Origin of the sequence: Halomonas sp. H5 (assembly GCF_050613175.1) — a bacterium.
Lineage (GTDB): Bacteria > Pseudomonadota > Gammaproteobacteria > Pseudomonadales > Halomonadaceae > Bisbaumannia > Bisbaumannia salifodinae.
This window is the reverse complement of record NZ_CP192510.1, coordinates 3,357,436-3,373,408: the sequence shown is the minus strand read 5'-3', so window position 1 is coordinate 3,373,408 and position 15,973 is coordinate 3,357,436. Positions and strand designations below refer to the sequence as shown.

Genomic DNA, 15,973 nt, shown 5'->3' with positions numbered 1-15,973 from the left:
GCGCGTGCTGAGCGGCGTTAAATTTCTGAATAGGACATATCGTGGCCGAAGAAAAAGTAGTTAGAATCTGTTGGAATACCAACTCTTGGTGCTCGCCTTCAGGGCCAGAAGGAAAGTCTAAAAATAAAGACTCATATGAAGAGATTGTTGGCTATGGTCATGAGGAATGGCTCTTTGATCTTAACAAGGTCGTGGAAGGCTATCACTACAGTTTTTTACAAGCAGCAAATACCGGACGAAATGTCCATAAGGATAGTGATTTAAAGGTATATCTATATTCAATCAATAGTGAAACAAAAACAAGGTGGTGGATTGGCTCTATTGATAACCTTCAGATTGTTCCTGAATCAGAATCTGAGAGGATATATCAGATTTATAAAGAGCAGGGCTGGCTTGATGAAATGATTGATCAAGTTGGTCAAGTCGGCGCCTCTTCAGAAGATCTAAGAAAAACTGATCCGAAGATTCTATTCACCGTTAAATTTAGGCCAAGTGACTTATGTTTAGAAGAGCCTCCTAAAGAGTTCTCCGCAGACGACGATTCCATATCCGCTACTTATTATAATTTTCAACCCTATTTAGGAATGCCTGATTTATTAATCCATGCTTTTAATTTTGTGCCGGGTCATAATCCAGGTAAAAATGAAGGCTGGAGAACATATGAAGATAACAGAAAAAAGATAGATAATCTCCATAATCAAATTCAAAATGGTATATACCTGCAGCTTATTAAAATTTATGGGAATGAAAACGTTGGTACAGAGCAGCTAACATCTAATGGTACGAAGATAGACATAGTTGCAAAAGATAATAATAAAGGCCTGATATTTTATGAGATAAAAACCTCATCAACTGTATTAGGGAGCATTAGAGAGGCTTTTGCTCAGCTTCTCGAATATTCCTATTATCCTGATAGCAATTATGCTACTAAGTTGGTGATTGTTTCGCCTAATATAGTAACTGAGGAGGTGTCGATTTATATGAAGAATATTCGAAATAAATTTGGAATCCCTATATATTATCAATCTTTTGATATGGCTAAAAACCAGCTGGAGCCAGAATTGCATTGACAAGATTTAACAAATCAAAGCACGCGGACGTGGTAAGGCTGTCACCTTTTGTGCAAAAAAGACGCACAAAAGGTGACAGCCTTACCATGCCGATGTTCGAGGCGTTAGCTATCACGAGAAATCGAAACAATGAATGAGTTTAAAAATAGGGAAGCTGAGTACCTAAGGAAAATAGAGTTGGAGCGAATGGAGCAGCTCCGCGAGATTGAATACTATAAAGAAATGAAAAGTCGTAGGCGAAAGTATATGATGATACTTGTCGCTGGTCTGGCACCGCTGCCGATACTTCTGTCAAAGTTTTTCGATTTTCCCGAGACGCTTACTTATGCTTCAGTTGCTATAGTTATTGCAGCTTTTTCTGGTTTGGCATTTATATATCTTCAGCCAGAACGCTCTAGAAGATACCCATTAGATAGCGATTTCATCCCTAATGAACTCAAAGAAGAATTTCTTTCTTTGAAATCGAGAAATAGGGATTTCGAAAGGCAAAATAAAGAGCTTAATAATAAGATAAGCAAAATTATAAATCAGCTACAAAAAGGTGAAGGCTCAGAAGGGTTATTTAACCAAGAGGATAAAGATAAAATCTTAGGTCGCATCCAGGAAAAGCTAGAATCAGATGCACTCCAGGATTATCAGGCTAAGCTGCAAGCCATAGTCAACGATCGACTTAAGTACAGAAATCAAGAAGAGCTTTTTATCCAAATAAATTCTAGGCTTGAAAGTGAAGTCCAAAATCTAGCAAAAAGAGGGAATATTAACTTAATCTTGGGTATGGCAACGACATTGACGGGCCTAAGTATCTTGGGGTACTCAGTCTTCAATGCTCCAGCATTGAGTTCAGTCATCGACCTCGCGGCTCACTTTATACCAAGAATTTCGCTTGTATTGTTAATTGAGGTTTTCGCATATTTCTTCCTTAAGCTGTATAAGCAGGGACTCAGCGAGATAAAGTACTTTCAAAATGAAATAACAAATATCGAAAGTAAGTTTCTGGCACTTAGGCTGTCTTCTGAGTCTGGTCAAGATGATTGCGTAAAAGAAGTTGTAGCAAACCTGCTGACAACAGAAAGAAATTTCGTATTGGAAAAAGGCCAGACAACGATAGAGCTTGAGCAGGTAAGGATTGATCAAAAGCAACGGTCCGAACTAACAAGGCTTTTAGATAAAGCACTTCAAAAAATCAAATAGCTAACAAAGCGCTACTGGCGGAAAAATTTCCGCTGCGCTACAAATCTGCCGCAGAGCGCGTCGTTAAATGTCTTATCAGAGTAAGGGAAAAAAATGAGTCAACTGGAAGAAACACAAGAATCACTATCTCGGATGCAGGCATTTGACCCGAAAAGCCTTGCTAGAGAGGAAGAGCTGGGAAGAAATTTTGATTTCTCTGCTATTGTAGCCCCAGCATCAAAACTTATTAGGCTATACAACCAACTAGGCCTTTCGACACTGGATGACTTTCCAGATCCAATACTTTCTCAAATTAAGCAACAAGCTGATGCAGACTTTAATAGGTTTCAGCAAGTTCTGGATTTTGATCCAACCACTGTACAAAACCAGAATCCTACCCAGCCTAGAGATCAATTGATCCAGCAAGTTACCAATGCGTACGACCCTGCATTTCAGAGATTATTCCCATTTATATCATATGGCACGAGTAAGTCTGTTGATTTCCAGAGGATGGAAAATGAAGCTCGTGCAATGCTTCAAAACGTAAAAGATGAAGCAACAGAAATAACTGAGCAGTTAACTGAGCATCAAGAACAAGCACAAGGTGTACTTTCAGATGTTAGAAGAGTTGCAGCAGAGCAAGGTGTTTCACAGCAAGCGATTTACTTTAAAGATGAGGCGGAGGCACATGAAACACTAGCAGAAACTTGGCGTAGCCGAACTACCAAATTGGCTTTGGGGTTGGGCGCTTATGCCTTTCTAAGCATATTTTTTCATAAATGGTCGTGGCTACAACCCGAAGATACCATTCAATCTATACAGCTCGTAACGAGCAAGATACTCATTTTTGGTGTTATATCTTATATGCTGTTTCTGTCGGCCAAAAACTTTCTGTCTCATAAGCATAGCGCCATCATCAATAAGCATAGACAAAATGCATTGATGACCTACACAGCTATCACAGATTCAGCTGCGACTGAAGAAAGTAAAGATGTAGTTCTTAACCATGCCTCAGCTTGTATTTTTTCACCGCAAGACACTGGCTTCATTAAATCTGAATCTCAACAGTCAAATACCACCAGGTCTGTTGTTGAGTTACTTCCGAAAACAACAATGAAACTTGACTCACAGTGAAATTTAACAAGCAAAGCCAGCGGATGTTTCGTACCGCTGCTTTGAGCGTTATACGGTGCGGAGTAAGTCCACTTTCGACCCAAAACACACGTTAATTAAGTAGACTGACCAGTATTTAAGCCTAAAGTATAGGCTTTAAGATGTCGACAAATATGTGAAAAAGATCAAAGGATGTTTCATATGCCTACTGCAGCAGGACAATTGCTAGGTTTTCAGCTCCAGCTCCAGCGGGCACTGGTTCACTTGCTGCAATCTGGACGTGGATCGTCTGTAAGCGTTGAGGTTACCGGTGACGTCGCGGTAATGCTCGGCAACGGGGGTAAACTCGAAGAAGAAGACAAGTCGTCTTTGAGTAGCAATCCAGTTACGAATAAATCAACCGACCTCTGGAAAACTTTCTATAACTGGATTAATGCGCTGAATGATGGTTCGATACATTTCGAGGAAACAAAATTCATTTTATATGCTAACCACGAGGGTAATAAAGGGATAGTCGATGAATTATCAGATGCTCAAAGTTCTGAGGAAATAAATAAATGTGTCGGAGAAGTAGAAAGCCTATTCGGATCTCTAGAATCGACCCACCCCATCCACCCGTATCTTACACATATTCTGGGCCATAAAGATGCTTTTAGAGCGATAGTCGGGTCTTTTGAATTTATCGTCGGCAGTAAAACGGGTAGTGAGGAGATTCACCAGGTTCTATCAGAAATAATTTTAGTGTCACAGCATCATGTCGATTATGTCCATGATGAATTACTCGGCTGGATAACAAATTCTGTGATGGACAGGATCGCCGCCAGTAAACCCGCCATTATATCGTGGGAGGAATATCAGAAAAAGTTTGTGGTCCTTTTTGAGAGAGTTAGGGCAAGGGAGTTAATCGACTTCACGAAGGAGTATGCAGCCGACCACAAGGAGGTTCAGGAACAGTTTAAGGAATATCCAAAATATTTGAAACAACTACAGATAATTAATATTGAAGACCATGAACAAGTTTCGGCAGTATCTGATTTTCTTCGTAGGAAGGTAAATGCGGATAAATGGATAGAGAGCGAGTTGATAGACGAAGCTTCCGCTCAGGAGTTCGAAGAAAGCCTGAAAAGCTATTGGCACAGCACGATTAAAAAACTTTCTATTACCGAAAAATCACTAAAGCCTGAAGAACGCGGGCAGCTTCTTTACCACGATTGCAAGGTAAGGCAGGCAACAATAGGAAATCAGCCTGTTCTTTCTCATTTTGTTCGTGGAACTTATCATAATCTTACAAATGAAAATGAAATAGGGTGGCATGAATCATGGAACGATTTATTGAAAGACAGGTAGCAGGTGAGTTATGAGCAATCTCGTTGAAGAAATTAGAGTCTGGAATACCCCGGTTGTCGGTTCCTACGTTCTTTGGCGATTTACACAAGGCTATACAGATCATCACCCCGAAGGTCACTCCCCCGTCCTCTTACTGCATTTTCTTGCATCTGCAATTTTAACAAACAAGCGTCTCAGCGATCCCGTCACTAACCTCAGAAAGGACCTTGCGTCCTACGCGCGAAGCTTCACCGACAAAAAGGATGTCGATCTTTTCCTTTCGATTCATAACCGCGTGAACAATACGAAATTCTATACCTTAAATTCGATCGACCTGGCGATTCAGCATGGTCTGCTGTTTCTCAATCTTGAGGATGGCTGCATTTATCCCAAAAAGCTTTCGCAGAAGCCGAGTAGGGGTATGGCTCCCAAGCCAAGTGTCAAATCTTTGGGCAATAAAGCAGAAACGTTAGGTAAGTGGTTTTCAGCCTACTCGGTGAGCCAGGTATCTACATTATTAAAGGTGGTCTTATAGTGAACATGAAGATAAGGAAGTTGATTATCTGGCCGAAAAATCCTGCCTTTCCGCCAAGAGAAGTAAAGTTCGAACTTGACAAGGTTAATGTTATCACTGGAGCGTCACGCACAGGAAAGTCGGCAATAATACCGATCATTGATTACTGCCTTGGTTCCAGTTCATGCAGTATTCCTATTGACACAATTAGAGACTATGTATCCTGGTATGGAGTCATACTCCAACTTGGTCAGGATCAGATGCTTATCGCGAGGAAAGTTCCAACTGGCAGCAATCCGTCTGATGACTTTTACTACTATAAAGGAACGAGCGTTACGATTCCGCCGGTGCTGAAAGATAAAAATGCTTCGACTGAGGATGTTAAACACTCATTGAATGAACTTGCCCTGCTGCCGTATTTCAGTCTCGATCCAGACGAAGCACCACAAAACAGTTTTAAAGCTCGTTTGAGCATTCGCGATCTGATGGGCTTTGTATTTCAAACACAGGATATTGTCGCTAACCAGAATATTCTGTTCTACAAAACTCACGCTCATGAACATCGCGAAAAACTACGGACTTGGTTTCCTTTTATTCTTGGCGCGGAGAACCTGGAGGTGTTGAAGGCTCGGCAGCGAATGCAGGTGCTTGAGCGGAAGCTAAATAGATTGCGGCGGGAGCTTGAGAAAGAGCGCGCGATTTCACAAGAGTGGAAGTCAAATATATTTGGACATCTCATGACAGCGGTCGATTACGGGCTGGTCGAAGCTCAATTTTATCAATCTGACGATCCTGAGAGACTTCTTGAACTCGGTAAGGAACTAATTGAGAGGAGCCCGGACAGACCACGTATCGGCGAAGGTCAGATTCAGGCATCAAACGAAGAACTCATAAAGCTTGATGCTCAGGACGATGATCTAGCTTCCCATATTGCGCAGATAAAGAACCGTCTTGAGGAGGTAAAAAGATTAAAGGGCGGTTTTACAGATTACGGTTCCGTTGCTAGGAAGAAAGCTGACCGACTTCACCTTTCTAGATGGCTGACAGATGTAGCGGAGCATACGGAAACTTGCCCCGTATGTGGTGAGTCCGGTCATCCTAACGCGCTTAACGAAATCAACAAAATTTCAGCCGTTCTCGAAGAATATGAAAGTGAAGCGAGTAAATTTCAGGTCATTCCCACCACTTTTGACAGGGAAGAACAGCGACTTAAGCAAGACTTGGAGGACGTATTAGAGCAAAGGAACTCGCTTCAGGAACGATATGACCGGCTTATACAGAAAGACGAGCAGGCCCGGCACAGCTTTTATAGAAACAAAGAGATGTATATCTTTCTCGGCCATTTCCGTTCCTCGCTGGAGCGGTTCGAAAAGCTCATCGAAGGCGGCCACTTAGAAAACCAAGTTCAGGAGCTACAGGAGGAGTATGATCAATTGAAACCGCTGGTAAATGAAGCAGCTATTTTAAGAAGGGCAGATGCCGCGACCGATAAAATTTCAGAGCTTATGCTCTCCTACCTTCAGCACCTTGACGTCGAAGAAAAATACAGGCAATCCAGACCAAAAGTTGACATCAAGGAGTTGGCCATCAAAGTACGGGGGAATGAAGGTGAGTGGCACTTCCTTGCTGAAGTCGGTAGCGCTTCGAATTGGGTTTCCTTTCATATAGCAGCTATGTGCGCATTTCAGGAGTTTTTTGCCAGCTTGCCCGGCTCAAGTGTCCCTAGTTTTGTCATCTTCGATCAGCCAAGTCAGGTTTACTTTCCCAAAGTTACGTTAGTTGAAGGCGGTGAGAAGGAAGAAGACTTCAAGAATTACGAGGATGAAGATTTTTACGCCGTTAAGAAGATATTTAAAACCTTGTCAAAAACCTTCTCTAAACCCGATGCTTCCTGGCAGTTTATAGTTCTTGATCATGCGGATAAGGCCATATACGGAGACATTGAAAATGTTCACGAAGTCGATGAATGGCGGGAGGGGAAAAAACTCATACCGACAGCATGGTATGCCGATGTATAGAGCATGCCGGGTTCTTTTTTCTCATAAGGCGTATGGTGATCTGTGATAAATCTCTACATGCTAGGACTTCGCCGGCAGTTTGCGTAACTCAGTGGACGTATGGAGGTTTTTAGATGATGGCGCGGAGAACGTATAACAAGGCGCTGCTGTCGGACAATTTTTACGCTGCGCTCCAAAATTGCCGCAGAGCGCGGCGTTGAGGCTGTAGCAAAACTGTATGTACAGTGCGGGTATTCATCTGACACGCCTCCACTGCCAGCATCAAACCTCCACCCCTACCTCCCTGCGCTTCGGCAAACTCCCCGGCAAATATGCCACCAGATGATCGACGAACTGCCGCACCTTGGGGGAGAGGTGGCGGTGGCGGGGGTAGACCGCCCAGACGGCGGTGTCCCGGTGGCGGAAGGTGTCCAGCACCGAGATCAGCTCGCCGCTGGCCAGGTACTCCTCCACGTAGTAGTCGGGCAGTTGGGCCAGGCCGAGGCCCTTGAGGGCGGCGTCCAGCAGGGCGGGGCCGGAGTCGGCCCGCCACTTGCCCTGCACGCGAATCTCCCGGCGCACGCCTTCCACCTCGAACAGCCAGGAGTCGCGGCTGCCGACCAGGCAGCGGTGGTTGCTGAGCTCGGCCAGGCTATGCGGGCGCGAGACCTGCTCGAAGTAGGCTCGGGAGCCCACCACGTATTCGCGGCGTTCGCACAGGCGCCGGGCGATCAGCGTCGAGTCCTTGAGCACCCCCATGCGCACGGCGATATCGTAGCCCTCGTCGATCAGCTCCACCTGGCGGTTGGTGAAGTGCATTTGCACCTCCAGTTGCGGGTGCAGTCGCTGGAAGTCGTTGACCAGGGGCGCCACGAAGCGCTCGCCGAAGGTGGTGGCGGCGGTCAGCTTGAGCACCCCCTTGGGGCGGGCCTGGAAGTCGGTGATCGCCGCCTCGGCCTCGCGGAAGCCGTCGAAGAGGTGGCGGCAGTGCTCATAGTAGAGGGCGCCGGCATCGGTGAGGCGGATCTGCCGGGTGGTGCGGTAGAGCAGTTGGGTGCCCAGCTGGTTCTCGAGCTGGCCCACCAATCGGCTGACATGGGAGTTGGAGACCTGGAGGTGGCGCGCCGCCGCCGAGAAGGTGCCCAGGCGCACCACCTCGACGAAGGCTTCGATACGGTCCCAACGTTGCATGGCGGATGATCCCTTGGTTGATTGTTGCTCAGCAACAATAATCTTGTGTCGGCGACCCGATTTATCCGCCACCGACCCATCACCTAGACTGCAGGTATTGGCGCCTCCCTAGGCGCTCTTTTCCGTGTCACTCGCTGTCGAGGAACCGCTATGAAATCACGTGCCGCTATTGCCCTGGAAGCCGGCAAGCCGTTGGAATTGGTCGAAATCGACGTGGAGGGCCCGAAGGCCGGCGAGGTGCTGGTACGCATCGCGGCCACCAGCGTCTGTCATACCGATGCCTTTACCCTCTCCGGCGCCGATCCGGAAGGGCTCTTCCCCTCGGTGCTGGGCCATGAGGGCGCCGGCGTGGTCGAGGCGGTGGGCGAGGGCGTCACCAGCCTGCAGCCGGGCGACCATGTCATCCCGCTCTATACCGCCGAGTGCGGCAAGTGCAAGTTCTGCCTCTCCGGCAAGACCAACCTCTGCCAGTCGGTGCGCGCTACCCAGGGCCAGGGCCTGATGCCGGACGGCACCTCGCGCTTCTCCTTCGAGGGCAAGACCCTGCACCACTACATGGGCTGCTCCACCTTCAGCGAATACACCGTGCTGCCCGAGGTCTCCCTGGCCAAGGTCTCCAAGGAGGCGCCGCTGGACAAGATCTGCCTGCTGGGCTGCGGCGTGACCACCGGCATCGGTGCCGTGCTCAACACCGCCAAGGTCGAGCCGGGCGCCACCGTGGCGGTATTCGGCCTGGGTGCCATCGGCCTGGCGGTGATCCAGGGCGCGCAGATGGCCAAGGCCAGCCGCATCATCGCCATCGACGTCAACCCGGACAAGTTCGAGCTGGCCCGCCAGTTCGGCGCCACCGACTTCGTCAATCCCAAGGACTACGCCGACCCCATCCAGCAGGTGATCGTCGACCTGACCGACGGCGGCGTCGACTACTCCTTCGAGTGCATCGGCAACGTCAACGTGATGCGCTCGGCCCTGGAGTGCTGCCACAAGGGCTGGGGCGAGTCGATCATCATCGGCGTGGCCGGTGCCGGCGAGGAGATCTCCACCCGTCCGTTCCAACTGGTCACCGGCCGGGTCTGGAAGGGCTCCGCCTTCGGCGGCGTCAAGGGCCGCAGCGAGCTGCCGGGCTACGTGGACCGCTACATGAACGGCGAGCTCAAGATCGACGAGTTCATCACCCACGACATGCCCTTCGAGAAGATCAACGAGGCCTTCGATCTGTTGCACGCGGGCAAGAGCATCCGTAGCGTACTCCACTACTAAGGCGACTTTATTCGAGAGGCGGCCCCGCCACGGCGGGGCCCAAGGAGAGCACGGATGACCATGTCTGAAAGCCTGGAACTGGTGTCGGCCACCAAGAGCTTCGGCGGCTGGATCAAGCGCTACAAGCATCGCTCCCGGGCGCTGGATTGCGAGATGATCTTCGCGATCTACCTGCCGCCCCAGGCGGAGAGCGAGCGGGTGCCGCTGCTGTGGTGGCTGTCGGGGCTGACCTGCACCGACGAGAACTTCATGCAGAAGGCCGGCGCCCAGCGCCTGGCCGCGGAGCTGGGCATCGCCATCGTCTGCCCGGACACCAGCCCGCGGGGCACCGACCTGCCCGGCGAGCACGACAGCTACGACTTCGGCTCCGGCGCCGGCTTCTATGTCAACGCCACCCAGGCGCCGTGGAGGAGCCACTACCGCATGTACGACTATGTGGCCGACGAGCTGCCCTCGGTGGTGCGTCAGCACTTCCCGGTCAATGGCCGCGAGTCGATCAGCGGCCACTCCATGGGCGGCCATGGCGCCTTGATCCTGGCGCTGCGCCATCCGGGGCGCTTCCGCTCGGTGTCGGCCTTCTCGCCCATCGTCAATCCCAGCGCCTGCCCCTGGGGCCAGAAGGCCTTCCAGGGCTACCTGGGCGACGACGCGGGGAGTTGGACCCAGTACGACGCCTGCGAACTGGTGGCCAAGGGCGCCTCGCGCCAGCCGCTGTTTATCGACCAGGGCGAGGCGGATAACTTCCTGGAGGAGCAGCTCAAGCCGGAGCGCCTGGAGGCGGTGTGCGCCGAGCACGACCACCCGCTGACCCTGCGCCGTCACCCGGGCTATGACCATAGCTACTTCTTTATCGCCAGCTTTATCGACGACCACCTGCGCTATCACGCGGAGAAGCTGCACAAGAAGAGCTGAGTGGTTGTTGCGGGATCCTTGCTTTCCCTACCGGCGTCGCCTTGTGCGGCGCTTTTTTGTGGGTGGCTGCCCAGGGGCGCCTGCGGCGCCAAATCGCCGAGACGTCGGACCGGCGGAACCGGAGCGCCGGACCGCCGCGCTCCCACTGGGCGGAGGGAGCTAGTGTTGTGGGAGATTCTATGTTGCCCCTCAAGCCGCCACCGTGGTTGGGGGGCGATACTCCACCTCATGCTTCATCAGCGCAAAGGCGATACGGACTAGCTTCCGGGCGATGATCACCAGCGCTTGGGTTTTCTTGAGTCCGCGGGCCAGATAGCTCTGATAAGTCGCTTGCCAAGCCAGCTGACGGCTGGCGGCCATCGCCGCATTGTGCAGCAGACGACGCACCTCCGAATCGCCCTTCTTGGTCAGCTTGCGCCGCCCACGTTGTCTTCCCGAGTCACGCACACGGACATCCAGCCCCAGGAAGGCCACGAAGGCGTCACTGTGGCGAAAATCACCCCGCAGGAAGGCCATCACCAGGGCCGTCGCCGTCAGTGGGCCAACCCCCTCCATGGCCTGGCAGCGGGCGACGTGCTGGCTGAGCCCTGCCTCACGAACGATGGCCCGCAGGCGGGCCTGGATGACTTGGTCGATGCGCGTTAGCTGGGCGACCAGGCGCTTGAGCGGGGCCTGCAATTCCGGTAACTCGGCGCAGCTCTGCTGAATCGCCACCCGGGCCCTGACGAGGGTGGCACGGCGGCGCAGCAGGGTCTGTAGCGCCCGATAGGCGGGCGGTGGCGGGGTCCAGGACCGCAGGGCTTCTTGCTCGCGACTAAGGTAGCGGGCCAGCAGGCGGGCATCGCTGCTGTCGGTCTTGGCGCGACCACCAATGCCTTGCCGGTAATGATTGAGTTGGTAGCCATCGATGACGTAGACCACATGCCCGCACTGGTAGGCCAGCTCGATCAGCAGCCTGTGGTAGGTGCCGGTGGCCTCGATGGCAATGGCGCAGTGAGCGGGTAGACGACGCAGCCAGCGCTTGATGCTGGCCTGGTTATTCTCCAGCACTTCCTCGGTGTCGGTATCCTGCCGATAGCTCACCAGTTCGTCCTTGGCGACGTCGATGCCGATGATGGTCTGGATTGTCATCTCTCGCCCTCCACGCTAGGTTGAAAAGGCTTGTCGGGGTGCACCCAAGCGCTGACTTGCCAAGATCGTCGGTCTGAGGGGCGCTCAGCCGATGGATTCCTTATCGGCGCTTGATGGGTGGGGTGGGGCCATGTCTCCCACGGTCTGTGCCCGACCAGGGCCAGATGTTTGGCTTGTCCCTCCACCCCGACAAGCCTTCTCACTATTGCCCTTTCTTAACCTTCATCAAACATACAAGTTCGGCTGTGCCGAACGATTGGCGCCGGCAGGCGCCCTTGCTTCGCCACCCAAGGATCGCCCTGCGGGCGATATCGCCGAAGCGTCGGACCGGCAGAATCCGCGCTCCCACAAAGGGAGTGCTGAGCACGTCAGCGACGTCGGTTTACCCAGAAGCGACGTTATTGTCTGAGTGCAATAACCTATTGCTTCCTGATAGCCAAATTTGTCATGTCAGTACGCGACACAGGAGGTACATTTCACGCAAGGCTTGCCTATACGCGACACCCATGGCGCATTCGAGGCTACTGCCGAACGACTCGACACAAGCATAAAACGATCGCCATGACGATCGTCGGGCCCATCGGGCAGAGGAGACTCGACCATGACTACCAGCACCCCCGTTTCCGCCAGCACCCCCCAGACCCTGGGATTCCTGCTGCTGGACAACTTCACCCTGATCTCCCTGGCCTCGGCCATCGAGCCGCTGCGCATGGCCAATCAGCTGGCCGGTCGCGAGCTTTACCGCTGGTACACCCTGAGCCTGGACGGCGCCCCGGTGCGCGCCAGCGATGGCCTCCAGGTGACCCCGGATGCCGCCACCAATATGCCCCTGGGACTCGACATGGTGATCGTCTGCGGCGGTATCGGCCCCAGCCGTAGCGTGCAGCGCGAGCATATTGCCTGGCTGCAGGGCCAGGCCCGGCAGTCCCGGCGCCTGGGCTCGGTGTGCACCGGCAGCTGGGCCCTGGCCCGCGCCGGCCTGCTCGACGGCTACGAGACCAGCATCCACTGGGAGTGCCTGGCCGCCATGCAGGAGGCCTTCCCGCGGGTGGCCCTGACCACCCGGCTGTTCTCCATCGACCGCGACCGGGCCACCTCCTCGGGTGGCACCGCGCCGCTGGACATGATGCTCAACCTGATCGGCCGCGACCATGGTCGCGAGCTCTCCGCGGGCATCTCCGAGATGTTTATCTATGACCGGGTGCGCGGCGAGCAGGACCAGCAGCGGGTGCCCCTCAAGCATGTGCTGGGCACCACCCAGCCCAAGCTGCTGGAGATCGTCGCCCTGATGGAGGCCAACCTGGAGGAGCCCATCGGGCTCGACGAGCTGGCCCACTACGTGGACGTCTCGCGGCGCCAGCTGGAGCGGCTGTTCCAGAAATACCTGCACTGCTCGCCGTCCCGCTACTACCTCAAGCTGCGCCTGACCCGGGCCCGCCAGTTGCTCAAGCAGACGCCGATGTCGATCATCGAGGTGGCCTCCGCCTGCGGCTTCGTCTCCACCCCGCACTTCTCCAAGTGCTACCGGGAGTACTTCGGTATCCCGCCCCGGGACGAGCGCCTGGGCATCGGCTCCCGGGCCCCGGCCGCCGAGCCGCTGCGCTCCGCGGCCCTGGCCGGCATGGCCCAGGGCGAGGGTGTCGACGCGCCGGTCTCCAGCGCCGTGCTGGCGCTGGCCCAGGCCCAGGGCGAGCCCACCTACGCCAGCGTGCCCCTGTAACCCATCCCTCGCGAAACCGTCAGCGTTAAGCCGCGCCCCTTATCGGGGCTCGGCTTTGCCGTATACTGGGCGCCTGTTTTTCGATGAGACCCGCCATGCTCGCCGACTGGCTTCGCCGCCTGACCCGTTTGCTGCTGCTCGCCCTGCTCGGCTTCGTCGCCGTCTCGGTGCTGCTGGTGCTGCTGTTTCGGGTGGTGCCGGTGTTCGGCTCCATGGTGATGGTGGAGCGCAAGGTGCAGTCGTGGATCGCCCGGGAGCCGATTTCCATCGAGCAGCAGTGGCGCCCCTGGGGCGAGCTCTCCGATCACGCCAAGCTGGCGGTGATCGCCGCCGAGGATCAGCGCTTCCCCGTGCACCGCGGCTTCGACCTGGTAGAGCTGCGCCGCGCCTGGGAGGCCAGCCGCAACGGCGCCCGCCTGCGCGGTGCCAGCACCCTCAGCCAGCAGACCGCCAAGAACCTCTTCCTGTGGAGCGGCCGCAGCTGGGCGCGCAAGGGGCTGGAGGCCTGGTTCACCCTGCTGATCGAGGCGCTCTGGCCCAAGGAGCGCATCCTCGAGGTCTATCTCAATATCGCCGAGTGGGACACCGGGGTGTTCGGCCTGGAGGCCGCCGCCCAGCACTACTTCGGCGTCTCCGCGGCCCGGCTCACGCCGCACCAGGCCAGCCTGCTGGCCGCCATCCTGCCCAACCCCCGGGGCCGCAACGCGGCGCGCCCCTCGGCCCAGGTCGCCCAGCGCGCCACTTGGATCCGCCAGCAGATGCGCAACCTGGGCGGGGCCGCCTACCTGGAACGCCTCGACTAAGGCGCTAAATACGACGCGATCGCGACCGTGTTCCGGGGTGATCGAGGGCCCTTATCGCGATTGCGACACCTCTGACGTTTTTGGAATTTTGCCGGTCGCTTCCAAGCGCCGGGGGGGAGGGGGGCGGCGCTATGCTGCCGGCAAGTCAACGACAATGCCGGAGTACCTCCCATGACCCCCCGCGAACTGCACGACGACGCCATCGTTATCGACGGCCTGATCATCGCCAAATGGAACCGTGAGCTTTTCGAGGACATGCGTCGTGGCGGTCTCACCGCCGCCAACTGCACCGTCTCGGTATGGGAGGGCTTCCAGGCCACCGTCGATAATATCGTCCAGTCCAACCAGCTGATGGCCGAGTGCGACGACCTGGTGCTTCCGGTGCGCACCACCGCGGACATCACCCGGGCCAAGGAAGAGGGCAAGACCGGTATCATCTACGGCTTCCAGAACGCCCACGCCTTCGAGGACCAGATCGGCTACGTCGAGATCTTCAAGCAGCTGGGCGTGGGCGTGGTGCAGATGTGCTACAACACCCAGAACCTGGTGGGCACCGGCTGCTACGAGCGCGACGGCGGCCTCTCCGGCTTCGGCCGCGAGATCGTTGCCGAGATGAACCGCGTCGGCATCATGTGTGACCTCTCCCACGTGGGTGAGAAGACCTCCACCGAGGTGATCCTCGAGTCCCAGAAGCCGGTCTGCTACTCCCACTGCCTGCCGTCCGGGCTCAAGGAGCACCCGCGCAACAAGTCCGACGAGGAGCTGAAGTTCATCGCCGACCACGGCGGCTTCGTCGGCGTGACCATGTTCACCCCCTTCCTGCGCGCCGGCGTCGACGCCACCGTCGACGACTACGTCGAGGCCATCGAGTACGTGATGAATATCGTCGGCGAGGACGCCATCGGCATCGGTACCGACTTCACCCAGGGCCACGACAAGAACTTCTTCGAGTGGCTGACCCATGACAAGGGCTACGCCCGCCGCCTGACCAACTTCGGCAAGATCATCAACCCCGAGGGCATCCGCACCATCGGCGAGTTCCCCAACCTGACCGAGGCGCTGCTGAAGCGCGGCTTCAGCGAGTCCCAGACCCGCAAGATCATGGGCGACAACTGGGTCCGCGTCCTCAAGGACGTCTGGGGCGCCTGACCGCCGACCCCACGCGATTTTTCGACACCGAACACTAGTGCCAAGAACAACGATCGAGAGGATAACGCCCGTGACCAAGATGGCCCCCGAACTGCCCATTGAAGTGGATAGCGAAACCGGCGTCTGGACCACCGATGCCCTGCCCATGCTCTATGTGCCGCGCCATTTCTTCATCAACAACCATGTGGCCGTGGAGGAGGCGCTGGGCGCCGAGAAGTACGCCGAGATTCTCTACCACGCCGGCTACAAGAGCGCCTGGCACTGGTGCGAGAAGGAGGCCGAGTGCCATGGCCTCGAGGGCGTGGACGTCTTCGAGCATTACATGAAGCGCCTCTCCCAGCGCGGCTGGGGCCATTTCATCACCGAAGCCATCGACCTGGATGCCGGCACCTGTCGGGTGCGCCTGGAGCACAGCGCCTTCGTCTACCAACTGGGTAAGGTGGGTCGCAAGGTCGAGTACATGTTCACCGGCTGGTTCGCCGGCGCCATGGACCAGATCCTCGCCGCTCGCGGCAGTGACCTGCGTACCGTCGCCGAGCAGACCCAGAGCGCCGCCGAAGAAGGCTGCGAGGTGGGCTATTTCGAGACCCAGCCGCTGACCGGCGCCGCCCGCTAAG

At 54.7% G+C, this 15,973-nt stretch carries 14 protein-coding genes; 12 read left to right on the top strand and 2 right to left on the bottom strand.

Annotation, left to right across the window (positions count from 1 at the left end):
• Window positions 1-41 precede the first annotated feature (41 nt).
• From ACQ1W9_RS15490 to ACQ1W9_RS15465, 6 genes are all read left to right on the top strand, one after another.
• The gene (locus ACQ1W9_RS15490) at window positions 42-1,070 is read left to right on the top strand and encodes a hypothetical protein (RefSeq protein ID WP_431024179.1); all 1,029 of its coding nucleotides are present in this window, start codon (window positions 42-44) and stop codon (window positions 1,068-1,070) included.
• Between the two features lie 129 nt (window positions 1,071-1,199).
• On the top strand, window positions 1,200-2,261 hold the full coding sequence (locus ACQ1W9_RS15485; protein WP_431024178.1) for a hypothetical protein: 1,062 nt from the start codon (window positions 1,200-1,202) through the stop codon (window positions 2,259-2,261).
• 93 nt (window positions 2,262-2,354) lie between these two features.
• Window positions 2,355-3,374: a hypothetical protein gene (locus tag ACQ1W9_RS15480; RefSeq protein ID WP_431024177.1), complete on the top strand. Its 1,020-nt coding sequence runs from the start codon at window positions 2,355-2,357 to the stop codon at window positions 3,372-3,374.
• Window positions 3,375-3,554: 180 nt separating this feature from the next.
• On the top strand, window positions 3,555-4,700 hold the full coding sequence (locus tag ACQ1W9_RS15475; RefSeq protein WP_431024176.1) for an ABC-three component system protein: 1,146 nt from the start codon (window positions 3,555-3,557) through the stop codon (window positions 4,698-4,700).
• Window positions 4,701-4,710: 10 nt separating this feature from the next.
• On the top strand, window positions 4,711-5,214 hold the full coding sequence (locus tag ACQ1W9_RS15470; RefSeq protein WP_431024175.1) for a three component ABC system middle component: 504 nt from the start codon (window positions 4,711-4,713) through the stop codon (window positions 5,212-5,214).
• A 5-nt stretch (window positions 5,215-5,219) separates the two neighbouring features.
• The gene (locus ACQ1W9_RS15465) at window positions 5,220-7,211 is read left to right on the top strand and encodes a DUF3732 domain-containing protein (protein WP_431026457.1); all 1,992 of its coding nucleotides are present in this window, start codon (window positions 5,220-5,222) and stop codon (window positions 7,209-7,211) included.
• 261 nt (window positions 7,212-7,472) lie between these two features.
• Here ACQ1W9_RS15465 and ACQ1W9_RS15460 read toward each other — a convergent pair whose 3' ends face one another.
• The gene (locus ACQ1W9_RS15460; protein ID WP_431024174.1) at window positions 7,473-8,381 is read right to left on the bottom strand and encodes a LysR substrate-binding domain-containing protein; all 909 of its coding nucleotides are present in this window, start codon (window positions 8,379-8,381) and stop codon (window positions 7,473-7,475) included.
• Between the two features lie 150 nt (window positions 8,382-8,531).
• Between ACQ1W9_RS15460 and ACQ1W9_RS15455 the strand changes: the two genes are divergently transcribed.
• Window positions 8,532-9,641, top strand: a complete 1,110-nt coding sequence (locus tag ACQ1W9_RS15455; RefSeq protein ID WP_431024173.1) for an S-(hydroxymethyl)glutathione dehydrogenase/class III alcohol dehydrogenase — start codon at window positions 8,532-8,534, stop codon at window positions 9,639-9,641.
• A gap of 54 nt (window positions 9,642-9,695) precedes the next feature.
• Entirely contained in the window at window positions 9,696-10,553 is an 858-nt protein-coding gene (gene fghA, locus ACQ1W9_RS15450; RefSeq protein WP_431024172.1) for an S-formylglutathione hydrolase, read from the top strand.
• Between the two features lie 189 nt (window positions 10,554-10,742).
• On the opposite strand, the gene ACQ1W9_RS15445 is transcribed toward fghA, so the two are convergent.
• A complete protein-coding gene (locus ACQ1W9_RS15445) occupies window positions 10,743-11,684 on the bottom strand; it encodes an IS110 family transposase (protein ID WP_431024171.1) in 942 nt (313 codons plus the stop codon).
• 601 nt (window positions 11,685-12,285) lie between these two features.
• On the opposite strand from ACQ1W9_RS15445, the gene ACQ1W9_RS15440 reads away from it, so the two are divergent.
• From ACQ1W9_RS15440 to ACQ1W9_RS15425, 4 genes are all read left to right on the top strand, one after another.
• Complete coding sequence (locus ACQ1W9_RS15440; RefSeq protein WP_431024170.1) at window positions 12,286-13,404, top strand: GlxA family transcriptional regulator; 1,119 nt, start codon at window positions 12,286-12,288, stop codon at window positions 13,402-13,404.
• 95 nt (window positions 13,405-13,499) lie between these two features.
• Window positions 13,500-14,207, top strand: coding sequence for a monofunctional biosynthetic peptidoglycan transglycosylase (gene mtgA, locus ACQ1W9_RS15435; protein WP_431024169.1), 708 nt, complete (start codon window positions 13,500-13,502; stop codon window positions 14,205-14,207).
• A 171-nt stretch (window positions 14,208-14,378) separates the two neighbouring features.
• Window positions 14,379-15,356 carry a dipeptidase gene (locus ACQ1W9_RS15430; RefSeq protein ID WP_431024168.1) on the top strand — a complete coding sequence of 326 codons (978 nt, stop codon included), beginning with the start codon at window positions 14,379-14,381 and terminating at the stop codon, window positions 15,354-15,356.
• Between the two features lie 70 nt (window positions 15,357-15,426).
• Window positions 15,427-15,972 carry a DUF5943 domain-containing protein gene (locus ACQ1W9_RS15425; RefSeq protein WP_431024167.1) on the top strand — a complete coding sequence of 182 codons (546 nt, stop codon included), beginning with the start codon at window positions 15,427-15,429 and terminating at the stop codon, window positions 15,970-15,972.
• Window position 15,973 lies beyond the last annotated feature (1 nt).

Bases quoted from the DNA above. Each gene is read 5' to 3' on its own strand.
- ACQ1W9_RS15475 (WP_431024176.1), top strand. From the start codon at position 3,555: ATGCCTACTGCAGCAGGACAATTGCTAGGTTTTCAGCTCCAGCTCCAG.
- ACQ1W9_RS15470 (WP_431024175.1), top strand. From the start codon at position 4,711: ATGAGCAATCTCGTTGAAGAAATTAGAGTCTGGAATACCCCGGTTGTC.
- ACQ1W9_RS15445 (WP_431024171.1), bottom strand. From the start codon at position 11,684: ATGACAATCCAGACCATCATCGGCATCGACGTCGCCAAGGACGAACTG.
- ACQ1W9_RS15465 (WP_431026457.1), top strand. From the start codon at position 5,220: ATGAAGATAAGGAAGTTGATTATCTGGCCGAAAAATCCTGCCTTTCCG.
- mtgA (WP_431024169.1), top strand. From the start codon at position 13,500: ATGCTCGCCGACTGGCTTCGCCGCCTGACCCGTTTGCTGCTGCTCGCC.
- ACQ1W9_RS15430 (WP_431024168.1), top strand. From the start codon at position 14,379: ATGACCCCCCGCGAACTGCACGACGACGCCATCGTTATCGACGGCCTG.
- fghA (WP_431024172.1), top strand. From the start codon at position 9,696: ATGACCATGTCTGAAAGCCTGGAACTGGTGTCGGCCACCAAGAGCTTC.
- ACQ1W9_RS15455 (WP_431024173.1), top strand. From the start codon at position 8,532: ATGAAATCACGTGCCGCTATTGCCCTGGAAGCCGGCAAGCCGTTGGAA.
- ACQ1W9_RS15460 (WP_431024174.1), bottom strand. From the start codon at position 8,381: ATGCAACGTTGGGACCGTATCGAAGCCTTCGTCGAGGTGGTGCGCCTG.
- ACQ1W9_RS15480 (WP_431024177.1), top strand. From the start codon at position 2,355: ATGAGTCAACTGGAAGAAACACAAGAATCACTATCTCGGATGCAGGCA.
- ACQ1W9_RS15485 (WP_431024178.1), top strand. From the start codon at position 1,200: ATGAATGAGTTTAAAAATAGGGAAGCTGAGTACCTAAGGAAAATAGAG.
- ACQ1W9_RS15440 (WP_431024170.1), top strand. From the start codon at position 12,286: ATGACTACCAGCACCCCCGTTTCCGCCAGCACCCCCCAGACCCTGGGA.